This window comes from Kiloniella litopenaei (assembly GCF_000982415.1).
Classification (GTDB): Bacteria; Pseudomonadota; Alphaproteobacteria; order Kiloniellales; family Kiloniellaceae; genus Kiloniella; species Kiloniella litopenaei.
Genome location: NZ_LANI01000021.1, coordinates 13,994 through 40,146 on the forward strand (window position 1 = coordinate 13,994; position 26,153 = coordinate 40,146).

Annotated in this window: 20 protein-coding genes; 16 read left to right on the forward strand and 4 right to left on the reverse strand. The window is 46.9% G+C overall.

Annotated features, from left to right (window positions below):
• Positions 1–30 precede the first annotated feature (30 nt).
• On the forward strand, positions 31–1,188 hold the full coding sequence (locus WH95_RS14215) for a PA0069 family radical SAM protein (RefSeq protein ID WP_082114166.1): 1,158 nt from the start codon (positions 31–33) through the stop codon (positions 1,186–1,188).
• Positions 1,189–1,204: 16 nt separating this feature from the next.
• Here the strand turns inward: WH95_RS14215 and WH95_RS14220 are convergent, their stop codons facing one another.
• The gene (locus tag WH95_RS14220; RefSeq protein WP_046508428.1) at positions 1,205–1,699 is read right to left on the reverse strand and encodes a DinB family protein; all 495 of its coding nucleotides are present in this window, start codon (positions 1,697–1,699) and stop codon (positions 1,205–1,207) included.
• Positions 1,700–1,808: 109 nt separating this feature from the next.
• Between WH95_RS14220 and WH95_RS14225 the strand changes: the two genes are divergently transcribed.
• Together WH95_RS14225 and WH95_RS14230 are read left to right on the forward strand one after the other, a co-directional pair.
• A complete protein-coding gene (locus WH95_RS14225) occupies positions 1,809–2,669 on the forward strand; it encodes a GNAT family N-acetyltransferase (RefSeq protein WP_204247797.1) in 861 nt (286 codons plus the stop codon).
• Between the two features lie 141 nt (positions 2,670–2,810).
• The gene (locus WH95_RS14230; RefSeq protein ID WP_046508430.1) at positions 2,811–3,209 is read left to right on the forward strand and encodes a DUF983 domain-containing protein; all 399 of its coding nucleotides are present in this window, start codon (positions 2,811–2,813) and stop codon (positions 3,207–3,209) included.
• 38 nt (positions 3,210–3,247) lie between these two features.
• Here the strand turns inward: WH95_RS14230 and WH95_RS14235 are convergent, their stop codons facing one another.
• Positions 3,248–3,679: an Lrp/AsnC family transcriptional regulator gene (locus tag WH95_RS14235; RefSeq protein ID WP_157845976.1), complete on the reverse strand. Its 432-nt coding sequence runs from the start codon at positions 3,677–3,679 to the stop codon at positions 3,248–3,250.
• A gap of 184 nt (positions 3,680–3,863) precedes the next feature.
• Here WH95_RS14235 and WH95_RS14240 point away from each other — a divergent pair, with 184 nt between their 5' ends.
• Both WH95_RS14240 and WH95_RS14245 read left to right on the forward strand, forming a co-directional pair.
• On the forward strand, positions 3,864–6,896 hold the full coding sequence (locus WH95_RS14240; RefSeq protein WP_046508434.1) for an aminotransferase class III-fold pyridoxal phosphate-dependent enzyme: 3,033 nt from the start codon (positions 3,864–3,866) through the stop codon (positions 6,894–6,896).
• A gap of 129 nt (positions 6,897–7,025) precedes the next feature.
• Positions 7,026–7,595, forward strand: coding sequence for a TetR/AcrR family transcriptional regulator (locus WH95_RS14245; RefSeq protein ID WP_046508436.1), 570 nt, complete (start codon positions 7,026–7,028; stop codon positions 7,593–7,595).
• Positions 7,596–7,620: 25 nt separating this feature from the next.
• Here the strand turns inward: WH95_RS14245 and WH95_RS14250 are convergent, their stop codons facing one another.
• The gene (locus WH95_RS14250) at positions 7,621–8,517 is read right to left on the reverse strand and encodes a DMT family transporter (protein ID WP_046508438.1); all 897 of its coding nucleotides are present in this window, start codon (positions 8,515–8,517) and stop codon (positions 7,621–7,623) included.
• A gap of 171 nt (positions 8,518–8,688) precedes the next feature.
• On the opposite strand from WH95_RS14250, the gene WH95_RS14255 reads away from it, so the two are divergent.
• The 4 genes from WH95_RS14255 (at position 8,689) to WH95_RS14270 (ending at position 11,755) form a co-directional block, all read left to right on the forward strand.
• Entirely contained in the window at positions 8,689–9,567 is an 879-nt protein-coding gene (locus tag WH95_RS14255; RefSeq protein WP_046508440.1) for a helix-turn-helix domain-containing protein, read from the forward strand.
• Positions 9,568–9,682: 115 nt separating this feature from the next.
• On the forward strand, positions 9,683–10,276 hold the full coding sequence (locus tag WH95_RS14260; RefSeq protein ID WP_052742044.1) for an NADPH-dependent FMN reductase: 594 nt from the start codon (positions 9,683–9,685) through the stop codon (positions 10,274–10,276).
• A gap of 116 nt (positions 10,277–10,392) precedes the next feature.
• A complete protein-coding gene (locus WH95_RS14265; RefSeq protein WP_046508442.1) occupies positions 10,393–11,019 on the forward strand; it encodes a GntR family transcriptional regulator in 627 nt (208 codons plus the stop codon).
• Positions 11,020–11,188: 169 nt separating this feature from the next.
• A complete protein-coding gene (locus tag WH95_RS14270; RefSeq protein WP_046508443.1) occupies positions 11,189–11,755 on the forward strand; it encodes a D-sedoheptulose-7-phosphate isomerase in 567 nt (188 codons plus the stop codon).
• 90 nt (positions 11,756–11,845) lie between these two features.
• On the opposite strand, the gene WH95_RS14275 is transcribed toward WH95_RS14270, so the two are convergent.
• A complete protein-coding gene (locus WH95_RS14275) occupies positions 11,846–12,541 on the reverse strand; it encodes a D-glycero-alpha-D-manno-heptose-1,7-bisphosphate 7-phosphatase (RefSeq protein WP_052742045.1) in 696 nt (231 codons plus the stop codon).
• 428 nt (positions 12,542–12,969) lie between these two features.
• Here WH95_RS14275 and cysD point away from each other — a divergent pair, with 428 nt between their 5' ends.
• From cysD to WH95_RS14310, 7 genes are all read left to right on the forward strand, one after another.
• On the forward strand, positions 12,970–13,878 hold the full coding sequence (gene cysD / locus WH95_RS14280) for a sulfate adenylyltransferase subunit CysD (RefSeq protein WP_204247798.1): 909 nt from the start codon (positions 12,970–12,972) through the stop codon (positions 13,876–13,878).
• Entirely contained in the window at positions 13,878–15,776 is a 1,899-nt protein-coding gene (cysN, locus tag WH95_RS14285) for a sulfate adenylyltransferase subunit CysN (protein WP_046508447.1), read from the forward strand. Before cysD ends, cysN begins: the two co-directional genes overlap by 1 nt.
• A gap of 260 nt (positions 15,777–16,036) precedes the next feature.
• Positions 16,037–18,388 carry a serine aminopeptidase domain-containing protein gene (locus tag WH95_RS14290; protein ID WP_052742046.1) on the forward strand — a complete coding sequence of 784 codons (2,352 nt, stop codon included), beginning with the start codon at positions 16,037–16,039 and terminating at the stop codon, positions 18,386–18,388.
• Positions 18,385–20,067, forward strand: coding sequence for a long-chain-fatty-acid--CoA ligase (locus WH95_RS14295; RefSeq protein ID WP_046508449.1), 1,683 nt, complete (start codon positions 18,385–18,387; stop codon positions 20,065–20,067). Before WH95_RS14290 ends, WH95_RS14295 begins: the two co-directional genes overlap by 4 nt.
• A 71-nt stretch (positions 20,068–20,138) precedes the next feature.
• Positions 20,139–21,281, forward strand: coding sequence for a thiolase family protein (locus tag WH95_RS14300; RefSeq protein WP_046508451.1), 1,143 nt, complete (start codon positions 20,139–20,141; stop codon positions 21,279–21,281).
• On the forward strand, positions 21,278–23,617 hold the full coding sequence (locus WH95_RS14305; RefSeq protein ID WP_046508452.1) for a 3-hydroxyacyl-CoA dehydrogenase/enoyl-CoA hydratase family protein: 2,340 nt from the start codon (positions 21,278–21,280) through the stop codon (positions 23,615–23,617). The genes WH95_RS14300 and WH95_RS14305 overlap by 4 nt, the downstream gene beginning before the upstream one ends.
• Before the next feature lie 58 nt (positions 23,618–23,675).
• Complete coding sequence (locus WH95_RS14310) at positions 23,676–26,096, forward strand: acyl-CoA dehydrogenase (RefSeq protein WP_082114167.1); 2,421 nt, start codon at positions 23,676–23,678, stop codon at positions 26,094–26,096.
• The last annotated feature ends 57 nt before the right edge of the window (positions 26,097–26,153 follow it).

Below are 26,153 nucleotides of genomic sequence, written 5' to 3' on the forward strand. Positions count from 1 at the left end.
TTTTTGTTCTTTTTGTTGTATTTCTAGTTTATGGAACAAACTACAGATCAATCATCGGAAAAGCAGGACGCGATTGTTACGGGACATCTTCATCCCAATGCGCATCGGGGACGGGGCGCCATAACAAATCGTGTTGGGCGGTTCGAAACCTTTGAGCGTGAGCGAACGGATGATGGCTGGGGCAGTCTGGATGAAGGCGAAAGGTTGCAAACCGAAGTTGCTCCTGATCCAAGTCGTTCTGTCATATCCAGAAATAATTCTCCGGATATACCTTTTGAACTGTCCTTTAATCCCTACAAGGGGTGTGAACACGGATGTATCTATTGTTTTGCTAGGCCGACGCATGCCTATCTTGGCCATTCGCCCGGGGTGGATTTTGAGCGTTTGATTTATGTGAAAGATGATGCCGCTGAACTGTTAGGTAAGGAGCTATCAAAAAAATCTTACCAGTGTAAGGTGATCGCATTCGGGGCCAATACAGATCCCTATCAACCCATTGAGCGAGAACAACTAGTTACTCGGCAGGCCTTGGAAGTCTGTGAAGCTTTTAATCAGCCAGTAGGTATCATAACCAAAGGCTATCTGGTCATGCGGGATGCAGATATTCTACAGCGGATGGCACAAAAAAATCTGGTTTCTGTAGCCGTATCGGTCACGACACTCGACCGGAAGTTGGCGCGGGCGATGGAACCCAGGGCGAGTACGCCGATGAAGCGTTTGGATGCAGTTCGACAGTTGACGGAACTTGGCGTGCCTGTTTCTGTGCTCATGGCGCCTGTCATTCCGGCTTTGAATGATCATGAAATTGAACGGGTTCTCGGGCTTGCGGCACGTGCGGGTGCTGTCTCCTGTAGTTATGTTTTATTACGACTTCCGGGGGAGATCAGGGACCTTTGGGTCGAATGGTTGCACTTGCACTATCCGGACAGGGCCAATCGTGTCATGAAAATCTTGAAATCTATGCGCGGCGGGCGAGATTATGATGCCCGATGGGGCAAGCGTATGCGGGGGGAAGGTGTCTTTGCACAACTCATTGCTGACCGTTTCTCTTTGGCCAGAAAGCGCTATGGATTAAATAAAAGATCGCTGCGGCATCTGGATGTCAGTCTCTTTTCAGTTCCATCTGATTTTTACCACTCTGGTTCTGATAAGAAAGCATCTACTAATCAGATGGATCTGTTTGACTGACATGCTTATCAAAACTCTAATCCTGAGCGCGCAAATAAAATGTCATACCTAGAGAAGGAGGGGTAACATTGGTTTGACTTAAAAGACAGTGTATCTGGCCTCTATGGTGCGTTTGATGGTTAAAGGCGTGTTGGAGAAGAATTCCCAAGGGGTCAGAATAGGTATCTCCGGCAATAGTGGTATAGCTAAGGGTGCTATCCAGTGTGTCTTGTGTAATGTTCCGGGCGTAATCAAGGATACGTAAATCTTCGTTCTCTCGCGCAGTTTGTAAGCTAGCGAAATCCTCATACAGCACATCAGACAAAGACAGCTTTTCGGGTTTGTTCTCAAAACGGCCGAACCAAATTCTGTCACCAACAAGGATGTGGTTAAGTGTGTTGTGGATTGATCCGAAAAAGCTGGGGCGTTCAGCTTTGTAATCCGTTTCAGAAAGATTTGAGCAGCTTTTATAGAGGGTATGATTGGCCCAGTAATTATATTCGGCGAGTTGTTGTAATTCCTTTGGTGTCATGTGGTGCAGTTCCAATTTTTGACATAATTTTGAGCTAAGCAGTGTGTGGTTAAGGTGCAAATTTTTCAATACTATAATGACGTAATTTATTTATCTAAAAGGTTTTTTCGTGACTGAAAGTACAAGTAAAGATCATTTTGAAATTCGCCTTGCTAAAGAAGACGAAATTCAGTTTTTGTGCGATCTGGCGGCGGGTGAAGGCTGGAACCCCGGCCTGAGAGACATTGAATGCTTTTATCAGGCGGATAAGACTGGCTTTTTTATTGGGCTTTTGAATGAGGAGCCTATTGCATGTATTTCTGCCGTTAAATATGGCGCTGATTATGGATTTGTCGGCTTTTATATCGTCCGGGAACAGTGGCGAGGAAAGGGCTATGGGCTTAGTATCTGGGACTATGCCTTGAATAGCTTGAGCGGGCGTATTGTTGGCTTGGACGGTGTTGTTGACCAACAGGATAACTATATCAAATCAGGCTTTAAACTTTCGCACCGGAATATCCGTTTTGAAGGTACGGCGCGGGCGCAAGGGAAAAAGGCACCGGGCCTTGTTGATGTGAAGTCCTTGCCTTTAGAACAGATCATGGCATTTGACGCAGGATGTTTCTTTCAGGAACGTAAGGATTTTCTGAAGGCTTGGCTTGGTGAAGAGGGCCACCAGGGCTTTGCAGCTGTTGATGGTGATAAGATTAGAGGTTACGGCCTTGTTCGCCCCTTTTTCGACGGTTATAAAACAGGACCCTTGTTTGCGGATGATCCCGTTGTAGCAAATGATGTTTTTGACGCCCTCTGCGCGGCGATTGAAGGCAATACCATTATTTTAGATGTGCCCGAAAACAATACAGAAGGGCTGTTGCTGGCAGAAAGATATGGGCTGGTACAAAGCTTTGAAACGGCCAGAATGTACAAGGGGGGTAGTATTAATCTGCCGCTGGATAGAATTTACGGCATAACGTCATTTGAACTGGGATGATGATTTGACAAGACGATGCTGCGACGTTGTGAAGCGTCACTTTGTTATCGTATAAAGCGTAATTTCAGACTATCTATAGTTCCATAACTAATCGGACCTGTTCGTTTGGGACAGTAACCGAATAACAATATGGAATTTAACATGCACGATACAGCAGAGAAAATTTACCCCAAACTGTCTTCTATGAAGACGGGAACCCGGGGGAAATGTCCGAGATGTGGCGAAGGGAAAATCTTTGACGGATTTTTGACCGTTGCCAAAGGGTGCAAGGTCTGTGGCCTTGACTATTCCTTTGCAGATCCAGCCGATGGACCTGCTTTTTTTATTCAGATGCTGTTTTGTATTCCTGTTGTTGTTTTTGCCCTATGGTTCGAAGTCAAGTTTGAGCCAGCGATCTGGGCGCATTTTCTCACTACGATGCCCTTGCTTTTGTTGACCTGTATCCTTCCTCTACGCCCCTTGAAGGGGTGGTTGATTGCTAGTCAGTTCTTTTTCAAAGCTGAAGAGGGACGCTTGGTTGTTGAGGGAGAGGACAAGTAAAGTCCAATAGGTAATTTAAAAATTGATTGGTTCTTAATCTAGGTTTCTAGTTCTCGGTTAAGAACCAAAGATGTTTTAAGCTCACTGACTACCGGGTTTGCAGACAATTTGTTGCGCACATCGTTGAGGGCCTCGGGCGTCTTTGCCATCACCTCAACCAGAAGATCGGGTTCACCCGCCAGAGAATAACACCGGATGACTTCCGGGAAGCTGGATATTTCGGTGATCAAATCTTTTGCGGGCGTCTGAGTCAGGTTCAAAAACAAAAAAGCACCAAAGCCACGGGTTGATGCATTTTTAAGCTCAACTCTGTACCCCGTAATGATTTGATCATCTTCAAGACGTTGTAAGCGATGACGCACTGTGGATCTGGCGATATTGGTTTGTGCCGCAATTCCCTTGATCGTTTCACGCGCATTATGGCGCAGTACCTGTAGGATCTGGCGATCAATTTCATCTAAGTCACGCATCGAACCGTCAACATCTTTTGCTTGGTGGAAATAACGGGCAGAGAATATCAGGCAGAGAATATCAGGCACCGGCCATAAAAACAATCAAACGCGCATAATGGCGAAAGAAGTGGGCGTTTATTTTTTTTATACTGCTTTCAACTAATTAACCGCAAAACATCATTCGTAGTACAAGGTGCATAAAATGTCCGTTGATCAACTCCATGTTTATACCATAGGTGAAGCCGAAGCTCTTTTTCAGGAGTTTTATGGTCTTGCGGCAAAGGCCACGGTTTTGCCGAGCGAAAGAGATCAGAACTTTCGAATGGACACCACAACGGGTGAGAGTTTTGTTCTTAAATTATACGCGCCCGAAACGGATGTGTGTTGGTTAGATGCTCAGGATCAGCTGCTTATTGAGTTGGCAAATAAGGATTCTGAATTGCCGCTTCCGAGAATGGTAGAGAACAATAAAAAAACAACGACTTTCAAGATTACAGATTATAACGGGCAAGATAGGTTCATCCGGGCACTCAGCTGGTTAGAGGGTGAGGTTTGGAATAAGGCTGCGCAAAATCAAAACCTGGATTTCAAACAGATCGGGGCGTTAATGGGACGCATGGACCTGGCTTTGAAATCCTTTATGCATGCGGGCGCAGACAGAACCTTTTTATGGGATGTCGCCCAGGCATCAGCTCATACAGCATTTATTGATTTGATAGAGGATACGGTCACACGCGATATCGTTGCGTCTATTCTTGATAAATTTACCAAGGAAACGGCAAGTGCTTTGAGCCGGTTGCCACGACAAGTTATTCACAACGATGCCAATGATTACAACCTCCTTGTGGATACACAGGGAAATATCAACGGCCTTATTGATTTTGGCGATTTCATTCAAAGTCATCGGGTATGCGAGGTGGCAGTCGCTTGTGCCTATGCGATGTTGGCACAAAAAGACCCGGTCGGACGCGCTTGTGATGTTGTCGCCGGTTATCACAAGGTTAATCCCCTGCACGAAGGTGAACTTGCCATACTGTATGATTTGATACGCGTGCGTCTGGCGGAATCATCCTGTATGGCTGCACAGCAATATGCGGCTAATCCGGACAATGAATATCTGTTGATTAGTCAGAAAGATGTACGCGATCTTCTTCACAAGATGGAACAGATCAACCCGAAAGTGGTGCATTATCGTTTGCGGGATGTCTGTGGTTTCGAGGCATGTGCCGGATCGCGAAAGCTGGAACAGTGGCTTTTGACCAATGCCGATAAGATCGGACCAATCTGCCAGCACGATCTTTCGCCCGAAAATGTACTGGTCCTTGATCTCTCGCCTCTGTCAGTAAATGACGAGGGGATCCCGCGTAGTGCAGAAGAAGCCACGGATGTTATCTTTGCTTTAATGAAAGAGGCTGGTGCAGCCGTTGGGGTTGGCAGTTATCTGGAAGACCGGGATGTATATAAGGGAGACTTTTTTGAGACGGTAGATCCGGATGAAAAACGCACCGTTCATCTAGGAATTGATCTTTTCCTTCCCGCCTATGAACCGCTTTATGCGCCGTTAGATGGTATTGTCCGTGTTCATAATGATAATACGCGGGATTATGACTATGGCCCGGTTGTGATTCTGGAACACAAAACAGATGAAGGACAGGTATTCTATACAAAGTACGGTCATTTGAGCCGAACATCGCTAGAGCTTTGGGAAGACGGTAAGACCTTCAAGAAGGGGGATGTTATTGGTTATCTTGGCCCTTATCCTGAAAATGGTAACTGGGCGCCTCATGTTCACTTTCAGCTTCTGCTGGATTTGATGGGAATGGAAAATGATGTCTGCGGTGTTGCCGCACGCAGCGAAATCAATGTCTGGTCATCTGTCTGCCCAAGCCCGAACCTTATTCTTGGGATGAAAACCAAATGTCAGGGAGATGTGACGCGCAGTTCGAAAAGCATTCGCGAGGAACGAGCCCGACATTTAAGTCCTAACCTGAGCTTGTCTTACGCGGAACCGCTTAAAATCGTTCGTGGGGAAGGACAGTATCTCTATACCGAACAGGGGGAAGAGTATCTGGATATGGTGAACAATGTTTGCCATGTTGGCCACTGTCATCCCCGTGTTGTTGCCGCTGCTACCGGGCAAATGCCTGTTCTCAATACGAATACGCGCTACATGCACGACAATATTGTCAACTATGCGCGTGAATTGTTGGCAACATTCCCGGACTCTCTTGAAGTTTGTTTTTTCACGAATTCAGGCAGTGAAGCCAATGATCTCGCGCTACGTTTATCACAGAACTATACCGGGCAAAGGGATATGCTGATTGTGGATCATGCATATCACGGAAATCTGACATCCCTGATCGATCTCAGCCCCTATAAGTTCAATCGCAAGGGGGGCAAGGGCTGCCCGGATCATGTGAAAATATGTCCGATGCCGGATGGATATCGGGGGCCGGTAAAATGGGATGATCCTGATTGTGGTGAAAAATACGCTGATATGGCCATTGAGCAGTTAGAGCTCTTGCAAAAACAGGGGCGGAAACCTGCGGCCTTTATTGCTGAGTCTCTGCTGGGGTGTGGCGGGCAGATTGTTCTGCCGGACGGGTATCTGAAACGTGTGTACGAGGCTGTGCGCCGTGCGGGCGGTCTTTGTATTGCTGACGAGGTTCAGGTTGGTTTCGGTCGCATTGGAAGCCACATGTGGGGCTTTGAACTGCAGGATGTGGTGCCAGATATTGTGACCCTTGGCAAGCCAATTGGAAATGGTCATCCCCTGGGGGCTGTTATCACAACCCGGGCCGTTGCGGATGCTTTTTTCAATGGCATGGAATACTTCAATACCTTTGGTGGAAACCCTGTCTCCTGCGCTATCGGGCGGGAAGTGTTACAGGTTATCCGGGACGAACGTTTACAACATAATGCTGAAAAGGTCGGGCAACGTATTCTCGATGGCCTGACAGAGATGATGGCACGCTATCCATTAATCGGTGAAGTGCGCGGGCGGGGCCTCTTTATCGGTGTCGAGCTGGTATCTGACCGGAAAACCCTGGAACCTGCTACTGCAGAAGCAAGCAAGGTTGTTAATCTTATGAAGGAAAAGAACATTCTGCTGTCAACGGATGGTCCGCTGGACAATGTCGTGAAGATCAAACCGCCAGTTTGCTTTACGATGGAAAATGCTGATCAGTTCCTGAAAGAGTTTGATGAGTGCATGGCTTTGGTTAGTCAGGCCTGATCTATTTAAAAAGGTTTTATGTGTTAGCCCAAAGGGACTTGAACAGTTTCAGGTTCTTTTGGGTTTTCGTTTGCTCATTCAGGAGTATAGTGAGTGCTTAATCACAACTGAAATTGAGTTGATTAAGTTATGCGTGATGGCACGGCGACAAAAAACAAAATCAATCGGGTGGCGATGGAGCTCTTTGCCAAACAGGGGGTGACTGAAACCACAACCAAAGATATTGCGGCTGGCGCTGGTATTGCCGAAGGCACAATATATCGTCATTACAAAAGTAAAGATGAATTGGTGAAAAAGCTCTTCCTGTCGCTTTATGAAGAACAGGGGAATTATCTATGCGACATTGCTGCGTCTGCAAAAGACCCCAAGCAAAAAATTGCTGACATGATTGCCAGATTTTGCCAGCTGTTTGCAGAGGACAAGGCGCTTTTTACCTTCTTGCTTTTGACACAACATGGTCAGCTAAAAGAAGTCCCGGATGACATGGTGACACCAGTGGTTGTCTTGCGAGATTTAATTGCGCAGGGGCAAGACAACGGACGAATAAAGCAAGGCGATCCTGACTTGATGGCGGCAATGGTTCTGGGCGTTGTTGTGCAACCCGCCGTCTTTCATGTCTATGGTCGCCTGACCCAGGATTATAAAAGCTTCACGCAAGATCTAACCGAAGCAGCGTGGGGTGTTCTTGGTCTTGACTAAGGTTGCTTTTGCTTTCTTGACCTGATCAGATTTGCTGTTGTCTTTTTGTCCCAGGTGACCATTTTGAAAAGACGATCAGATTTCCGCCGAGTGCCAATAAAACACCCAGAACTGACGTCTCTGTCCAGATATAGCCTTCGAAAAGGGTTGAGAGTGACAGGGCGACAATCGGAAAAAGAACTGTTGAATAGGCTGCTTTTTCCGCACCGATCTTGCCAATGAGTTTAAGATACATGGCGAAACCAATGACGGTTCCAGGGATGGCGAGATAAAAAAGAGATCCCAGATATTTGTATGAATTTTCCACATCAAATGAGAAGCCTTGAAGCAGGCACCAAAGCCCGAGTGTTATGCTGCCATAAACCAGTGCATAGGAATTCGAGACAAGGACATGGCGTCCCGCTTTTTGTTGATGCTGTGAGACCAGGTTACCAAGAGAGAAACAATAGGTTCCGGCAAGGGACAGAAGTAAGCCCAACAGGCCGGTATTTGCCCAGTTGCCAAGTTGAATATCTTCCCAGAAGAGGGCGCAAACTCCTAAAACACCAAGGCATGCACCAATCAAGGGTCTTGGTGTTGGCGTTTTTTGCTGAAAAACAGAGGCATTAATCATATTGAATATACTTGCCAGGGAAAAAACAACAGCGATCAGCCCGCTGGGCAAGTATTTGGCGGCGTTATAAAAGAAGATGAAATTTAGACAAAAAAGAAACCAGCCTTGTAGAACAAACCACTTATGCTGCCTGATGGGAACCCATGTGAGTTTTCCTATAGCCAACATAAAAAGAATTTGTGTCAATGCCGCCAAAGAAAATCGATAAAAAGCGGACACTTCGACCTGTACAGTGCCGACCTGAAAAGCAATTGCCAGCCAGGTTGTTCCCCAAATGAGGACTGTTCCGATATAAAGCAGGATATTCACGGGATGCCTAAATAGTTTTCTGTTGAAAGAAGCTTAAAGTCATAACGGCGGGAAGCCATGCTGTATATCAGTTTTGTGTGCTTTTTTCATATTCTTGCGGTTAAGTGAAGGCAGATGCCTTCTCAAAAGAGGATAAGCGGGCTAGATTAATAGAAATTTGTTTTGGCGAAGATGATGCGGCCTGAAGAACTGTATATATATAAAACCCTGAAAGAAGTGGGTGCGCAATCCAGTCAGACGCTTGATGTTGGATCAGGATTGTCTTTGTCTGCATGGCACAATGATGGCGGCTATGCTGTATATGAGAAAGCAAGCCATCACACGCTTAGTTATTATCTGCAGGGTGGCAAGGGCACACGGCGCCATAATGGAGAGCGCTCACTGGGAAAGGGCCATCCCGGTGCTGTTTGTATTATGCCTGCGGGTGTCCGTTCTGAATGGAGTATTGAAGCCCCTTTTAGGTTTATGCACCTCTATTTTGATCAGGCAGAGTTCGATAGGATTGCGCTGGAAAGTTATGACATTGATCCAAATTTGGTCGAGTTGGAAGATATTACATTTCAAAGTGATCCTGTTATTGAGCAGCTGTTTCGCCAGGTTATTTTGCCTTTGGATTGGCAGAACCCTGCGGATAAAATGAGTCTGTCTCATGCTGGTCAGCTTTTGATACAACATCTCTTTCGCCACTATAGTAATAAAAATGTCGAACCGACGCTTGCACGGGGCGGATTGTCACCTTTTGTAACGAAAAGGGTAAAGGATTATATCGAAGAGGCTCTGGATCAAGGACTGGTCATTGAAGATCTGGCCGCGGTTGCAGAGTTGAGCCCTTTTCACTTTACGCGTATGTTTCAATTGACAATGGGGCTTAGCCCGCATCAGTACGTTTTGTCGCGGCGCGTGCAACGGGCCAAAGATTTATTGGGTGACACTTATAATACGTTGGGGGCAATTGCGCTTCAGTGTGGGTTTAGCAGTCAAAGCCATCTGACAACACGCTTCCGCCGGGCAACGGGTTTGACACCGAGTAAATTCCGACAGCTATCTTAAGAATTTTATCTGGCTTAAAATTTACCTGATTTTGTTAATCTCTCTGGGTTCAGAGCTCTGCCCATGTTATGGCATATTTTGCCGATAACATTCTTAACCTACAGAGGGAAACAAGATGGCTTTGCCGGAAGATCAAAACAAGCCTTTTCATATTGTGGCTGTGGTCGGAAGTTTACGAAAAGATTCTTATAATCGTGCCTTGTTGAAAGAAGCGATTGCGGCAGCACCGGAAGGTGTGACCATCGAGTTTTTTGATCAACTGGCTGATATGCCGTTTTTTAATCAAGATCTGGAAGATATCGAGACGCCAGCAGTGGCGCTGGCCTTTAAGGAGGCAATTCGTCAGGCTGATGGGCTGCTTGTTGTGACGCCAGAATATAACAGTGGTTTACCCGCCGTTTTGAAGAATGCCATTGATTGGACTTCGCGCGGGGCACCGTCTGTTTTCAAAAATCTTGCCGTTGGTATTATGGGAACCAGCCCGGGGGCCTTGGGGACATCCAAAGTACAGCAGCAGTTGAAACAAAGTCTTTCTGGTCTGGGCGCCTATCCACTAGCGGCACCTGATTTTGTCTTACCACTTTACAAAAATCAATTTGATGATGAGATGAAACTTAGTGATCCGAAAACGGTGACACGTATAACCAATTATCTGAACCGCTTAAGAGAATTGGGACTTTGTTTAAATACTATTCGCCATCCAGCATAATTGCCCTGGAATATGATGTCGAGAAACCGGGGGAGTAATTAAATCATCTCTTGTCGATCTCTCTCCTTAGAAAATATTAATCGAAAGGTCGTGGCGTGCCCGTAACAGGTTTGGGAATGAGCGACGCGATTGCGTTGCAACTACGGAATGATATCCTGCGAGGAGAAATTTCTGGCGGTGAGCGTTTGCGTCAGGATCATATTGCCGAGCGCTTTGGAGCTAGTCACGTGCCTGTGCGTGAGGCCTTGCAGAAATTGGGTGCAGAAGGGTTGGTGCTTTTTCAGCCTCGACGTGGTGCGATGGTTGCGCCCTTGACCATGGAAGATGCCCAGGAAATCACGGACATGCGTGTTGAGCTGGAATGTCTGGCTCTTAATAAAGCCATGACTTTGTTTCCTGTAGCTGATTATGAAAGCGCCCAACAAGCTATTTTAAAGGGGAACCAATCTGAAGATCTTGATCAGCTCATGATAGCTAATTGGGATTTTCATCGATCTATTTATGCAGTGGAAAAACAACCCAGACTTATGAAGTCTCTTGATGAGTTGTGGTTGCATAATGAACGTTATCAAAGGCTTGTTTTTGAAACGATTCCCTATAAGCTGAAATCTCAACAGGAACATGCCGATATTTTAACCGCGGTCGAAGCGGGTGAGCGTGATCAAGCCGTAGATTTACTCGCAAAGCATATCACCGAAGGCGGGGTTATGATGACGCAAATTTTGGGTGATCGTTTATCCTGATCTTTGTTGGTATAACATTTCTCTGTACTGATAGTTTCTCTGGGCTGGAAAGTTTATGCCTTAAGTGCTAGGCCTGAAAGACGTGTAGAGGTATAAGCACATAATATGGACATAATATTAGTGCATTTCACTTAAATCATATTCCAGAGTTTCATAAAAAGGTTCTCCCGTGTCGTTTCAAAATTATTGCCAGACTGTTGTAAAAAACTTTGAAGCCCTCAGCGTTTTGGGGGATGTCATGGATGAAGCTGCTGATATCTGGGTACAGGCACTTAAGCGCGGCAATAAGATTATCTTTTGTGGAAATGGGGGATCCGCTTCTGATTCCCAGCATCTGGCGGCTGAATTGGTTGGGCGTTATATTATTGAACGTGATTCTCTTCCTTCGATTGCCTTGACCGTAGATACCTCTGCCTTGACGGCGATTGCAAATGACTATGGATATGAGCAGGTCTTTGCGCGTCAGTTAAGCGGTCTGGGTAAAGAGGGCGATGTTTTTGTTGGTATTACGACCAGTGGCAACAGTGGCAATATTATTGCTGCTGTTGATGTTGCAAAGAAGATGGGAATTACAGTGATGGGGCTCACCGGGCAAGATGGTGGCAAACTCGCTGAACTCTGTGATCTCTGTATCAAGGTGCCATCGGATACAACAAACCATATTCAGGAAATGCATATTGCCGTCGGCCATTATATCTGTGGCGTGACCGAAATCAGATTACGGGATGAACAATAATCACAGGTTTATCCTGTTTTATGATTGCTGTTAATACTTTCTCTTGGCCTTCGGTTGGCTCTTGACCATCGATTGGCGCGTCCAGAAAACTTAAGACACAAACAACGGCAGATTTTGCGCAGCTTTGATCGATTCCGCATCCTGAATTCGATAGGTCGGGCTGGATAATTGTCTTGCGAGGGTGACTTCCCCCGCACGAGAACCATGCCCGGTCAAGACGTGTAAGCCGCCAGCCAGCCCGGCTTTTTTCCCCGCCTCAAGATCTGAAGCTCTGTCACCGACAATCCATGATTTCTCCATGTTGATTGAAAACATGGTGCTGGCCCGCAGAAGCATGCCTGCATTGGGTTTCCTTGCTTCGTGGTCAGGGTGTCCGCCCCATGGGGTATCCCCTTTTTGGTGAAAGGGACAGGCGTAGACCGCATCTACATAGGAGCCTTTGGCCTTAAGTTGTTCATGCATCTTGTCTTGCACGGCCTGAAAATCCTGCCACCCAAAATACCCATACGCAATTCCCGCCTGATTTGTGATGATGATCACCGGTATGTTTTGTTGATTGGCGGCTATGATTGTTTCGGCTGCTCCGGGAATAAGCTCGACATCATTCGGGTTTTGAAGGTAATTCACTTCTTTGACGATAACACCATCACGATCCAGAAAGAGAGCTGGCCTGTTTTCTGACAAAATGTGGCTTTTGACATTTCTCTTTTCACACCAGATACCATCTTGCTGAATAGAAGGCATTGTTGTGTAAGGAAAACCGGGATCGTGAAAGAGCGTTTGCATGTGTCTTATTTCATTTATGAAGCAATAAGAGAATATATACCCTGTCTATCTTGTTGATAACAGATACTCAAATTTATTAATAAAAATACATTTGTTTTGTGTTGTTTGGTGTTTTTTCTTTTCTGGTTAAATGAAGAATCAGTAAGAAAAGTTTGTTAATTTATTGAAATATATAAAATATTTATAACTTAATTAATAACATATAATTAGTGTGCAATATTAAAAAATATCTTTTATTGTTGTTAAATTGAGTGTAGTACCTATTTTACATATCAGTTGAGCATGATTTTTCACTATTTACTGAAAAATTGTGTTTAATGGGTGGCCCTGATTTTCAGTTAAAACTTGACATCTGTTGAGTTTATGGCTGCTTTGGGGCTGATTTTTTTGTATTTTACCTGCTTGATAGCAGTATTTCGGAGGAAACGGTGAGCGACCCGTATCTGACACACTTAAAACAGCTGGAAGCTGAAAGCATCCATATCATTCGTGAGGTAGCGGCAGAGTTTCGTAACCCAGTGATGCTCTATTCCATCGGTAAGGATTCTGCCGTTATGCTGCATCTTGCGCGTAAGGCTTTTTATCCGTCAAAACCTCCTTTTCCCCTGATGCATATCGACACCACATGGAAATTCAGGGAGATGATTGCATTCCGCGACAAAATGGCTGCGGAATACGGGTTTGATCTTATCGTTTATACCAATGAGGAAGGACGAGAGAAGGGGATGAACCCCTTTGATCATGGCTCCGCTCTTTATACCGATGTGATGAAAACCGAAGCTCTGAAACAAGCGTTGGATAAATACAAGTTTGATGCTGCTTTTGGGGGCGCGCGCCGGGACGAAGAAAAGTCCCGTGCTAAAGAACGCGTGTTCTCTTTCCGGTCAGAGAACCATCGCTGGGATCCGAAAAATCAGCGTCCGGAACTGTGGAATATTTATAATGCCCGTGTGAAACCGGGGGAAAGTATTCGTGCCTTCCCGATATCCAACTGGACCGAGTTGGATATCTGGCAATACATCTATCGTGAAAACATTCCGATCGTGCCGCTTTATTATTCTGCTGAACGTCCTGTTGTTGAGCGCGATGGTGCTTTGATCATGGTTGATGATGATCGTATGCCACTTAAGCCCGGTGAAACACCGGAAATGAAATCTGTTCGGTTTAGAACGCTTGGGTGCTACCCACTTACAGGCGCGGTTGAATCAGAAGCCGCGACACTGCCGGACATTATTCAGGAAATGTTGCTGACAACGACGTCAGAACGCCAGGGGCGTGTCATCGATCACGATCAGGCGGGGTCAATGGAAAAGAAAAAGCAGGAGGGCTACTTCTAATGGCCCACAAAGATACCCTTATTTCTGAAGATATTCTCGCCTATCTAAAGGCACAGGAAGAAAAAAGCCTGTTGAGGTTTATTACCTGTGGTTCTGTAGATGATGGGAAATCAACACTTATTGGTCGCTTGCTTTATGATTCAAAGCTGATCTTTGAAGACCAGTTAACAGCGCTTGAAAGTGATAGCAAAAAAGTTGGCACGACAGGCGAAGATATTGATCTTGCCCTTTTGGTTGATGGACTTCAGGCCGAGCGCGAGCAGGGCATTACGATTGATGTTGCCTATCGTTTTTTCTCTACGGACAAGCGCAAATTTATTGTCGCGGATACACCGGGTCATGAACAGTATACCCGGAACATGGCAACGGGCGCATCGGGGGCAGAGCTTGCGCTGATCCTGGTTGATGCCCGCAAGGGTGTTCTGACCCAGACGAGACGTCACAGCTATATTGTGTCCCAGCTTGGCATTAAGAATGTTGTGCTGGTGGTCAATAAAATGGATCTGGTTGACTATTCTCAGGACAGATACAACGAAGTTGTTGAAGAGTATCTGGCCTTTGCCGAAAAGCTGGATATTCCAAACATTATCACCACACCAATCTCTGCGCTTAAGGGCGAGAACGTTATTGAGCCTAGCGCCGAGATGGATTGGTACAAGGGCCCAACATTACTTGGTCACCTGGAAACTGTTGATGTTACTACGGATATAACCGAGACAGCTTTCCGGATGCCTGTGCAATGGGTGAACCGCCCCAACCTTGATTTCCGTGGTTTTAGCGGAACGATTGCATCCGGACGTATCAAGCCGGGGGACGACATCGCCGTTTCTCCGTCAGGTAAAACATCCAAAGTTGACAGGATCGTTACCTTTGATGGTGATTTGGACGAGGCGATCGCGGGGCAAGCGGTTACTATTACCTTGCAGGACGAAATTGATATCAGCCGGGGGGATGTTCTGTCCAAAGCTGATGAAGTTCCGGAATTGAGTGATCAGTTAAGGGCACATATTCTATGGATGCAGGAAGATGCTTTGTTGCCCGGACGTCCCTATCTGTTGAAGACAGCGGCAACGACTGTTCCTGTCGTGATTTCTGATCTTCATCACAAGGTAAATGTGAATACCTTGGAAGAACAGGCAGGGAAAACACTGGAACTGAATGAGGTTGGTGTCTGTAACCTTGCTTTGGATCGGGCTATTCCCTTTGATGCCTATAAAGATAACCGGGAAACAGGTTCTTTCATTCTGATTGATCGCTATACCAACGCCACAGTTGGTGCTGGTATGATTGACTTCGGATTGCGCCGCGCAAGTAATATTGTCTGGCAGGAACTGGATGTTAACAAGGGTAATCGAGCCGAGCAGAAGGGGCAAAAACCCTGTGTTCTTTGGTTTACCGGTTTGTCCGGGGCAGGTAAGTCAACCGTGGCCAATCTGGTTGAAAAGAAGCTTTTTGCCGAAGGCCGACACACATACACGCTGGATGGGGATAATGTACGTCATGGTTTGAACAAGGATCTTGGCTTTACAGATGCTGACCGTGTTGAAAACATTCGCCGTGTCTCTGAGACCGCAAGTCTGTTTGTCGATGCCGGATTGATTGTTCTTGTGTCCTTTATTTCTCCCTTTAGAAGCGAACGTCGTATGGCACGCGAACTGATGGGCGAAAGCGAGTTTCTCGAAGTCTTTGTGGACACGCCATTGGAAGTCTGTGAAGAACGCGATCCAAAGGGCCTTTACAAGAAAGCACGCGCCGGAGACATCAAAAACTTCACGGGTATTGATTCTGCTTATGAAGCCCCCGTGAATGCCGAGATTGTTTTGGAGGGCGGTAGCGCAGAGCCAGAGGTCTTGGCTGATCAGGTTATTGCTCAACTCAAAGAGCGTGGGTTTATATAAAACAAACCTTGTTTGCTATTAGAAAAGGGGTTGGTGATTTTACCAACCCCTTTTTTATGCCTTAATTTTGCGCGAAAGTAAGTAATATTAATACTACCTTAGCCCGTATTGTGGTTTACTTAAGCATGAGAGGATTGAGATAATGTGTTTCTTGATCTCTGAATTGTGATTTTCAGGTGAGGATGTTCGTACACAGATAATTATTATGAAGCCGCATTCTAATCTAGCAGGATTTTGCGGGTAATGGCTTAGGTGGGGAGATGGATACAGAGCTGGACCTCGACTTCAAACCAACATACGACTGGTGTGTGAGGGCTTTTTCTTTGGTGAAAAGTCGTCTTGGCATCAATATTTGCCTGCACGATGACTACGATAAGTTTGCTGAGGGCGATATTTATCTTTTTAATCATTTCGCCCGGTTTGAAACCATTATCCCCCAGTATCTCATCCACGAAGAAACAGGCCAGTATTGTCGTTGTGTTGCCGCGGGTGAATTGTTCGAGGGCAGTGAATCTTTTGCCAACTTTTTATACGGTGTTGGCGCTGTGCCGCATAATCATCCGGGGTTGCTCCCATTTTTGGCGGCTGAAATACTGAGAGGCCGTAAGGTCATCATTTTTCCAGAAGGAGGAATGGTCAAAGACAGGCATGTTGTCGGGCCATCCGGCGAATACAGTATCTTTTCTCCAACAGCAAAGATCAGGCGTAAGCATCATACCGGGGCCGCGGTTCTGGCGCTGACTGTGGAGCTATTCAAGCAACGCGTTTTGTCTGTTTTTGAAGCCAAGGAGTATGCACGTCTTGAGCGGTGGGCAAAGGCATTGGAGATGGATACAACAGAAGAGCTTCTGGCGGTCGCCAGCAAGCCGACAGAAATCATTCCGGCTAACATTACGTTTTATCCCATCAGGGCGAGTGACAATATTTTAAGCCGAAGCGCAGAGTTCTTCAGCAAAGGAAGTAACCCCAGGCTGGTTGAAGAGGTGCTGATAGAGGCGAATATGATCCTCAAGAATTGTGATATGGATATTCGTGTCAGCAAGCCATTGGATGTGCGTCATGTGTGGAAATGGTGGGAAAAACGCCTGCTTTCCAGAGTATTTAACCAGATCAATTCTCTGGATGATTTTTTCAAACTATCTCATGCTCCGGATACATTGAATGAAAAGATCTTCAAGCTGTGTAGTTCCCGTGGAACCAATCGTCTGCGCGATTATTATATGGACGCGATATATACAGGGGTCACGGTAAATCTCTATCACTTGGCCTCGTCTTTAATTCGGTATCTTGTTTTAAAAAAAGAACCGCGCATTTTAAAATCAGATTTTCATACTGCTCTCTATCTCGGTATTAAGTCGTGTCAGAAAAAATCAGATGTTCACCCGCACCGTAGCCTGACGAAGCCTGAAAATTATTGGAACCTGGGGAACGGGCAGATTTGTGGCGCGTTGGAAAAATATATGTCTGCCGAAGGCTGTGCAGAACACATTACGCAAGATGGGGATTATTATATTTTTGATGAAACTGTTCTTGAGATGACAAGCTTTAATACGGTTCGATTAGAGAATTTGATCCGTGTTTATGCTAACGAAGTGATGCCCATCAAAGAAGCTGTTGTCAGTGTCGAAGAAGCCTATGAAACTCTAATGGATGTTGAGCGAAAGACATTGGCATTCCATCTTTTTGATGATGAAATGCTGTCTCTTGATTGCGATCGTAAAACCTATACCAAGCCCCATCATCTGGAAATCAATATTAAGGAAACAGCCTGTGCACCCGCAGAGCCTTATCTAATCGTACCCGAAAACTGCCGTAAAACGGGGGTTCTTATCGTTCATGGCCTTTTGGCTTCTCCATCTGAGTTGTATGAATTCGGACGTGAAATATCCGAGCTTGGTTTTGCTGTTATGGGCGTTCGTTTAAAGGGGCATGGTACATCCCCTTGGGATTTAAGGGATCGGCACTGGCAGGATTGGATGGATTCCATTGGGCGCGGGCGACAGATTTTATCTGCTTTTGTTGATGATATTAGTCTCGTGGGGTTTGCGACTGGTGGCACGCTTTCCCTGCTTGAAGCTGCGCATAACCCCGTTGGGATATCCTCTGTTTCAGCAGTTTCAGTACCGTGGCAGTTCAAGGCGCGTAATCTGTTGTTTGCTCACCTTGCTCATGGTTTGGAAAAGCTGACAAGCTGGGTGCCGACAATAGAAGAAAAAGGAGTTTTTAAAGAGCACCCCAGTGAAAATCCGGAAATTAACTATCGTAGCGTCCCTGTGCGAACGACATATGAGCTTTATCAACTGCATGAACAGCTTCGCGAAAACCTGCCGCATGTTTCCTGCCCAGTGAAGCTTTTTCAGGGGATTGAAGACCCAATTGTCGATGCCGAAGGGATTAACAAGGTTTTTGATTTGATCGGTGCAGAAGATAAAGAGCTGATCATGGTGGAATCAGAGAAGCACGGCATTTTGCACGAGAACATTGGTAATTGTCGACAGGGCATTTTGGGCTTTCTGGAAAGTATTGATCAGCGGTCAGTGGCCGATCACAAGGTAGAACAAAAAGGAAAAGCGGAAGAGCATCTTTTGGAAAATCAAGGGATAGGCGCATGAGTGAACAGGTGAAAAAAGCATCTCATACTGGTACTTATCCCGAAGCTTCTTTACTGCGGGATGATGCGGTTCGGCCTGATAATCAATCTCTTTATCAAAATCTGGAACAGGTTGCTGCGCGGTTCCCCGACCGTACCTGTGTCGAGTTTCTTGGCCGCAGCTATAGTTACGCAGATATTTATGAGCAAGTACAACTTGTTGCAGCAGGGTTGCAGCGTCAGGGTGTTAACAAGGGGGATTGTGTGGTTCTGTTCCTGCCGAACTGCCCTTATTTTGTTGTTTGTTATTATGCGATTTTAAAAATTGGGGCGATTGTTGTTAATTCAAATCCTTTGTATGCACCTGAAGAACTGGAACACCAGCTCAAGGATTGTGGCGCGAAGCTTTTGATAACGCTGGATGTTAAAGAACTTTGCGAGAAAGTCGAAAAACAGTTCTTTGAAACACCTTTGGAAAAAGTTGTTATTTGTCGGCTTGCCCAGGCGATGCCAGTGATCAAGGGAACACTGTTTTCTTTATTGCAGTTTCACAAGATATCGCACCCTTCAGGGCCGGAATTTATAGAATTTACTGATCTGTCCGAGAGCAAAGAAGGTGCTTACGCCGTTGATGTTTCTCGTAAGGATACCGCCGTCTTGCAATATACAGGGGGCACGACGGGTAAACCGAAGGGTGCTATCCTTAGCCATGGTAACGTTCTTGCCAATACGACCCAAGTTGTGGCCTGGTTTTCGGATGCTGTGCCGGGTGAAGAACGTATTCTTGGTGTTTTGCCGATGTTTCATGTCTTTGCCATGACCACCGTCCTGAATATGGGAATTGCGCTTGGGGCAGAGATAATTTTGCTCCCCCGGTTTCAATTGGGGCAGATGCTTAAAACGATAGATCGCTTGAAGCCAACAATAATGATGGGTGTTCCAACGTTGTATGGCGCGGTTAATAATTCTCCGGTTGTCGGGCGGTATGATCTTTCTTCGATTAAGTACTGTATCTCTGGCGGGGCACCGCTGCCATTGGATACAAAAAAGCAATTTGAAGCCATCACTGGCTGTGTTCTTGTCGAAGGGTACGGTTTGAGTGAAGCGTCACCTGTTTGTGCCTGTAATCCCGTAGGAGGAAAGAACAAAGAAGGAGCGATTGGATTACCGTTACCTGAAACGCATTTTGAAATTCGGGATATCGAAGCACCCCATGCCTTGCTGGACATCGGGGAGAAAGGAGAGCTCTGTGTTACGGGGCCTCAAGTCATGTCAGGTTATTGGCATAACGAGGAAGCAACTGGGCGCGCAATCAGGGAAGGACGCCTTCACACTGGTGATGTTGGCTATATGGATGACGAGGGATATGTTTTCCTTTTGGATCGTCTCAAGGACTTGATCATTTGCAACGGCTACAATGTTTATCCCCGGAATATTGAAGAGGCGATCAATCGCCACCCTGCCGTCGAAGAAGTTACGGTCATTGGTGTTGCCGAGGTTGAGCACGGTGAAATCCCCAAAGCCTTTATCAAGTTACGGACAGATAAAAAACTGGCTGAAGATGAGCTGTTAGAGTTTCTGGAAGAATACCTGTCCCCGATTGAAATGCCGAGAGAAATTGAGTTCAGATCTGAACTTCCCAAAACCATGATTGGCAAACTTTCCAAGAAAGAACTACGGGAAGAAACATCTTCGACATAGTGCTTTAGCGGGAATAGCAAAAAGATATTGAAATACAGAGCAACAGTTCTGAGAGCAACAGAGGTAGAAATATGGTCGATATAGTCATTGCAGGTTATGCGCGTTCCCCGTTTCATTTTGCGAACAAAGGCGCTTTGGCCAAGGTTCGACCCGATGACCTTGTCTCGCAGGTCATTAAAGGACTGGTGCATAAAACAGGGATTGAAGGAAAGGCGATTGAAGCCGTTTTCATGGGGTGTGCTTTTCCAGAAGGCGAACAGGGATTAAACGTCGCCCGTCTGGCTGTGTTTCTGGCAGATTTACCGCAATCTGTAGGGGGGGCGACAATCAATCATTTTTGCGGGTCATCAATGCAGGCCATTCACATGGCTGCTGGCGCAATCTCAATGGGTGCAGGGAATGCTTATGTTTGTGCGGGTATTGAATCAATGACCCGTGTGCCGATGATGGGTTTTAACCCTCTGTTGAACCTGGCCCTCGCAAAGGAATATCCCGCGGCTTATGTTTCCATGGGGGAAACGGCTGAAAATGTTGCAGATAAATATGCCATCAGCCGAAAGGATCAGGATCAGTTTTCCCTTAACAGCCATCTGAAAGCTGCCGCTGCACAGGATAAGGGAAACTTCAGCGATGAAGTCATTCCTGTAAAAACGGCAACGGGGGATGTCATTGATCAGGATGGCTGTATACGGGGCAGCAGTACGATTGAGGGATTGTCCGGGCTTTCCCCTGCTTTTAAAGAAGAGGGAAGCGTAACCGCCGGATCGTCATCGCCACTGACCGATGGGGCAACCGCAGTTATTGTCTGTACGGCTGACTTTGCAAAGGCGCAGGGATTGGATGTGCTGGCTAAAATTCGCAGCATTGCTGTTGCAGGTTGTGCGCCGGAAATCATGGGAATTGGTCCGGTTGCCGCGACAAACAAGGCAATTGAACGCGCCGGAATTTCCCTCTCTGATCTTGATGTTATTGAATTGAACGAAGCCTTTGCCAGCCAGGCGCTGGCCTGTATGGCTGATTTAAAGCTGGATGAAAGCAAAATTAATCTGGATGGTGGCGCGATTGCCATTGGGCATCCCTTGGGGGCTACAGGGGCGCGTATTACAGGTAAAGCGGCCCAGTTGCTAAGGCGGGAAAAGGGAAAGTTTGCGCTGGCAACTCAGTGTATTGGCGGCGGTCAGGGAATAGCGACTGTACTGGAGGCCGTTGAATGAAGGGGATAAATAAAGTTGCCGTCATCGGCGCAGGCGTCATGGGGGCTGGCATTGCCGCGCAGATTGCAAATGCAGGCGTGCCTGTTCTCTTGTTTGATCGCCCGGTAGAAAGTTCAGAGGATAAAGAGGGACGTAATCAAATCGCCAAGGATGCCATTGGTAAGCTGATCAAAAGTAATCCGGCTGCTTTGATGAGCAAAGGGAATGCAAAACGCATTACCCCCGCGAACACAGAAGATGATTTGGGGCTTTTGTCTGACTGTGATTGGATCGTAGAGGCAATTATTGAAGACGTCACGATCAAGCAGACGCTTTATAAAAAAATTGATAAATTCCGCAAGAAGGGCGCGGTTTTTTCATCCAACACTTCTACTTTGTGCCGAGAACAGCTTGTCGCTGGTTTGCCTGAAAGCTTCAGGCGTGATTTTCTGATCACTCATTTTTTTAATCCGCCTCGTTATATGCGCTTGCTTGAGCTTGTCTCGGGTCCTGAAGTTTCGGAAGAACAGTGCAAGCTGATCGAGCGGTTTTGTGATCACAGTCTGGGAAAAGGTGTCGTTCATTGTAGGGATACACCGGGCTTTCTTGCCAACCGTATAGGTATTTTCTGGCTGCAATGTGCCGTTGTCGAGGCCATGAAACAGAATATTTCCATAGAGCTTGCAGATGCTGTGATCGGGCGACCCTTTGGTATTCCCAAGACAGGCGTTTTTGCGTTATTGGATATGGTTGGGCTGGATCTCATGCCCCATGTTCTCTCTTCTATGTCAGAAAGCTTGCCACCTGATGACCCTTTTCATGAAATCTATCAGGAACCGGAACTGATCAAGACCCTTATTGCCGATGGCTATACCGGACGTAAGGGCAAGGGAGGGTTTTATCGTCTCAGGCCGGATAGTTCTGACAAGATAAAAGAAGCGATTGACTTAAATACAGGTGACTATGCAAAAGCGGAGCGCCCTGTCGTTGCAGTTGTTAAAAAAGCAGGTCGCAAGAACCCGCGCAAGGTTCTGGAAGATGACAGTACTGCGGGGCGTTATGCCTGGTCTGTTATGTCAAAAACACTGGCCTATGCGGCATCACTGGTCCCTGATGTTTCCGATGATATTGAAGCCATCGATGAAGCCATGCGGTTAGGGTACAACTGGAAATATGGTCCTTTCGAGTTGTTGGACCAAATCGGTGCGGAATGGTTCTGCGCGAAGCTGCGGTCTGAAAAGATAGAGGTTCCCTCAGTTTTACGAAATGTCGGCACGGGTAAATTCTATCGTAAATCAAAAGGAGCCAGAGAAGTCTTTGGACCTGAAGGACAGTATTTAAAGCGTTATCCCAATGCCGGAGTTCTCAGGCTCGATGATATTAAAGCCAGATCAAAACCTGTCATGCGGAACCCCTCTGCATCCCTGTGGGATCTGGATGATGACGTTTTGTGTCTGGAATTTCATAGCAAAATGAACTCTCTCAATCTTTGGACCTTGTCCATGATGGACCGCGCCAGAGAGAAAATTGAAACCAGTGAATACAAAGCACTGGTTGTTTATAACGATGGCAGCAATTTTTCGGTCGGGGCCAATATCGGTTTGATGTCAGTTGCGGCCCGGCTTTGGGCCTACCCCTTTATTGATTATATGGTTCGTCGCGGTCAGGAAACGTACAAAGCATTGAAGTTCGCGCCTTTTCCCGTTGTTTCTGCGCCTTCGGGGATGGCGTTGGGCGGGGCCTGTGAGTTGCTGTTACACAGTGATGCAGTGCAGGCACACGCAGAGACCTACACAGGGTTGGTCGAGGTCGGTGTTGGTATTATCCCGGGATGGGGAGGCTGCAAGGAAATGATGTGCCGCTGGTCTTTGGCATCCGATACACCGCGCGGCCCCATGCCCGCGGTGTCGAAAGTTTTTGAGCTGATTGGACTGGCACAGGTCGCCAAATCTGCAGAAGAAGCACGAGATATGAAAATCATCCGGGCGGATGACAGGATTACGATGAACCGTGACCGTGTTCTTGCTGATGCCAAAGAGCGGGCGCTTGAACTGGTTTCCGGATACCACGCACCAACAGCAGCTGAAATCGCTTTGCCGGGTGAAAGTGGTAAAGTTGCTCTGGATCTGGCTGTGGAAGGTTTTCGAAAATCAGGAAAGGCCACGCCGCACGATGTCGTCGTTTCGGCGGCCCTTTCAACTGTTCTGAGCGGCGGTGATACGGATATGACTGGTAAAGTCAGCGAAGACAGATTGTTACAGTTAGAGCGTGAGGCATTCCATACACTGTGCCGTCATCCTGATACGATTGAGCGTGTACATCACATGCTCAAGACAGGTAAGCCTTTGAGAAATTGAGTATTGTTTGTAAACCTGGCCAAAGTTTGAGATTACAAAATAAGAAGAGGTCTCCCCTATGATTATCCTTTTCACGTTCATACTTGCGATCATTGTTGCTGCAACGCTGTTTTATCGCGGGCAAGGGTTTTGGGGATGGGTGCTGGCTCTTCTGGTGCTTATTGCTGGTGGTGATCTGGCCGGAATGCCAACGGTCCTTACAGGATGGGCAATCATTCTGACAGCGGTTTTGTCCGGATTGTTTGGTGTTCATGCTATCCGGCGACCTTTTCTAACCGCAGCCTTGATGAAAATAGTCAAGCGCAGCCTGCCTAAAATCAGTGAGACCGAACAGACTGCGTTAGACGCCGGTACAGTGTGGTGGGATGCTGAGATATTCAGTGGCCGCCCTGATTGGGCGACGCTGGAAGAGTTTAATGTTTCCGGATTAACAAAAGAAGAGCAGGCGTTTCTGGATGGTCCTGTCGAAGAAATCTGTCGGGAAACAGACGACTGGAAGATTGCTCAGGATCGGGATCTTCCCGAAGAGTTATGGCAAAAACTGAGGGATATGAAATTTTTCGGGATGATTATTCCCAAAAAATACGGAGGGTTGGGCTTTTCTGCACAGGCGCATTCTGCTGTCGTGCTGAAGCTTTCATCCCGTTCTCTGCCTCTGTCGGTCATTGTGATGGTCCCGAATTCTTTGGGACCGGCTGAACTGTTACTCCATTACGGTACGGATGAACAAAAAGATTATTATCTTCCGCGTCTGGCAACCGGAGAAGAGATGCCGTGTTTTGCTTTGACAGAACCAAAGGCCGGAAGTGATGCGGCCTCAATTCAGAGCCACGGTGTTATTTGTGAAGAGAAGATCAAGGGTAAGAAAGTTCTGGGTATCCGCCTTAACTGGCGTAAACGCTATATTACATTGGCTCCTGTTGCGACGGTTATTGGCCTGGCTTTCAAGTTGAGTGACCCCGATGGTTTGTTGGGTGACAAAGAAGACCTTGGTATAACCTGTGCGCTGATCCCACGGGATACAAAGGGTATGTCAATTGGCAGACGCCATGACCCGATGGGCATTCCCTTTCCAAACGGCCCCATTGAGGGCAAGGATGTTTTCATCCCAATCAGCTATGTGATCGGTGGTGAAGAAGGCGTTGGGCAGGGGTGGCGTATGCTGATGGAATCTCTTGCCGCAGGGCGATCGGTTTCTCTTCCCTCTCTTTCTTTGGGGGCATCACAGTTGGCGACGCGTGTGACCGGGGCTTATTCTGCCGTTCGCCGTCAGTTCGGACTGCCAATTGGCAAGTTTGAAGGGGTGGCAGAACGTCTGGCCAGAATTGGCGGGCTGACCTATGGGATGGATGCGGCGCGACAATTAACCTGCGCCGCTGTTGATGCCGGAGAGCGCCCTTCAGTACTATCGGGCATCGCCAAGGCTTACTTAACGGAAAACATGCGAACGGTTTTTCTGGATGCCATGGACATATTGGGCGGTGCTGCGATTTGTCGGGGCCCGAAAAACCTTCTGAGCCGGGCCTATGATGGATTGCCGATTGCCATTACGGTTGAAGGGGCAAATATCTTGACCCGATCCATGATTATCTTTGGGCAGGGATCTATTCGTGGCCATCCCTTTGTCCCAAAAGAGCTGGAAGCTGTGGCAAAGAATAGCCTCGAAGATTTTGATGATGCTTTTTGGGGACATATCAACTTTACAGTTTGTAATGCGGTCAGAGCTGGTATTGACGGATTGACCGCAGGACGTTTTCTCAAAGTTAGGGGCACGGCAAAAGCGCGTCGGCACAAACAGCTAATCACCCGCTATTCATCGGCCTTTGTTTTGGTTGCAGACGTTTCCATGCTGTTGCTGGGCAGCAGTTTAAAGCGCCGGGAAACCCTTAGCGGGCGTCTTGCAGACGCTTTATCCTGGCTTTATCTGGCGACAGCAGCGGTGAAGCGTTTTGAAGACGAAGGAAGTTCGAAAGAAGACGAACTTTATCTGGACTGGTTTTGCGCGCATGCCTATCAGGAAATAGAAACGGCGTTGCTGACAATCACACACAACTATCCGGTCAAGTTTGTCGGAACGATGCTGCGACTACGATTGTTCCTTCTGGGGCGAAAAGCCCATGGCCCAACGGACATGCAGAACATTGCACTGGCTAATCGATTGATGGGGGATCTCGGCGGACGCGAAAAACTGTCCAGTGATATTTCAGTATCAGATAGTCCGGATGATGCTATGGGAGCTTTGGAACAAGCCTACCGCAAGATACAGGCGGTTATTCCGTTGGAGGCCCGTATCCGCACTTCGCGGAAAACGGGCGTTTTGAAGGGTGTTGCGCGGGAAGATCTATATCAGGCTGCTCTGGAAAAAGGTGTCGTTGATGACGATGAATTCCAGCAACTCTTGGAAGCTCAGAGCCTCGCAGATGCGGTTGTCGAGGTAGATGACTATAGTCAGACTGCCTATAAACGGCTGAAGGGGTGATGTCTATCTGACTGGAGAGGCCAAAGAATCAGATTGTAATTAAAGGTAAATTATAGC

Excerpts from the sequence above, each read along its gene's own strand:
- WH95_RS14215 (WP_082114166.1), top strand. The coding sequence starts at position 31 with ATGGAACAAACTACAGATCAATCATCGGAAAAGCAGGACGCGATTGTT.
- WH95_RS14220 (WP_046508428.1), bottom strand. The coding sequence starts at position 1,699 with ATGACACCAAAGGAATTACAACAACTCGCCGAATATAATTACTGGGCC.
- WH95_RS14230 (WP_046508430.1), top strand. The coding sequence starts at position 2,811 with ATGCACGATACAGCAGAGAAAATTTACCCCAAACTGTCTTCTATGAAG.
- WH95_RS14235 (WP_157845976.1), bottom strand. The coding sequence starts at position 3,679 with ATGCGTGACTTAGATGAAATTGATCGCCAGATCCTACAGGTACTGCGC.
- WH95_RS14240 (WP_046508434.1), top strand. The coding sequence starts at position 3,864 with ATGTCCGTTGATCAACTCCATGTTTATACCATAGGTGAAGCCGAAGCT.
- WH95_RS14245 (WP_046508436.1), top strand. The coding sequence starts at position 7,026 with ATGCGTGATGGCACGGCGACAAAAAACAAAATCAATCGGGTGGCGATG.
- WH95_RS14255 (WP_046508440.1), top strand. The coding sequence starts at position 8,689 with ATGATGCGGCCTGAAGAACTGTATATATATAAAACCCTGAAAGAAGTG.
- WH95_RS14260 (WP_052742044.1), top strand. The coding sequence starts at position 9,683 with ATGGCTTTGCCGGAAGATCAAAACAAGCCTTTTCATATTGTGGCTGTG.
- WH95_RS14265 (WP_046508442.1), top strand. The coding sequence starts at position 10,393 with ATGAGCGACGCGATTGCGTTGCAACTACGGAATGATATCCTGCGAGGA.
- WH95_RS14275 (WP_052742045.1), bottom strand. The coding sequence starts at position 12,541 with ATGCAAACGCTCTTTCACGATCCCGGTTTTCCTTACACAACAATGCCT.
- cysN (WP_046508447.1), top strand. The coding sequence starts at position 13,878 with ATGGCCCACAAAGATACCCTTATTTCTGAAGATATTCTCGCCTATCTA.
- WH95_RS14290 (WP_052742046.1), top strand. The coding sequence starts at position 16,037 with ATGGATACAGAGCTGGACCTCGACTTCAAACCAACATACGACTGGTGT.
- WH95_RS14295 (WP_046508449.1), top strand. The coding sequence starts at position 18,385 with ATGAGTGAACAGGTGAAAAAAGCATCTCATACTGGTACTTATCCCGAA.
- WH95_RS14300 (WP_046508451.1), top strand. The coding sequence starts at position 20,139 with ATGGTCGATATAGTCATTGCAGGTTATGCGCGTTCCCCGTTTCATTTT.
- WH95_RS14305 (WP_046508452.1), top strand. The coding sequence starts at position 21,278 with ATGAAGGGGATAAATAAAGTTGCCGTCATCGGCGCAGGCGTCATGGGG.
- WH95_RS14310 (WP_082114167.1), top strand. The coding sequence starts at position 23,676 with ATGATTATCCTTTTCACGTTCATACTTGCGATCATTGTTGCTGCAACG.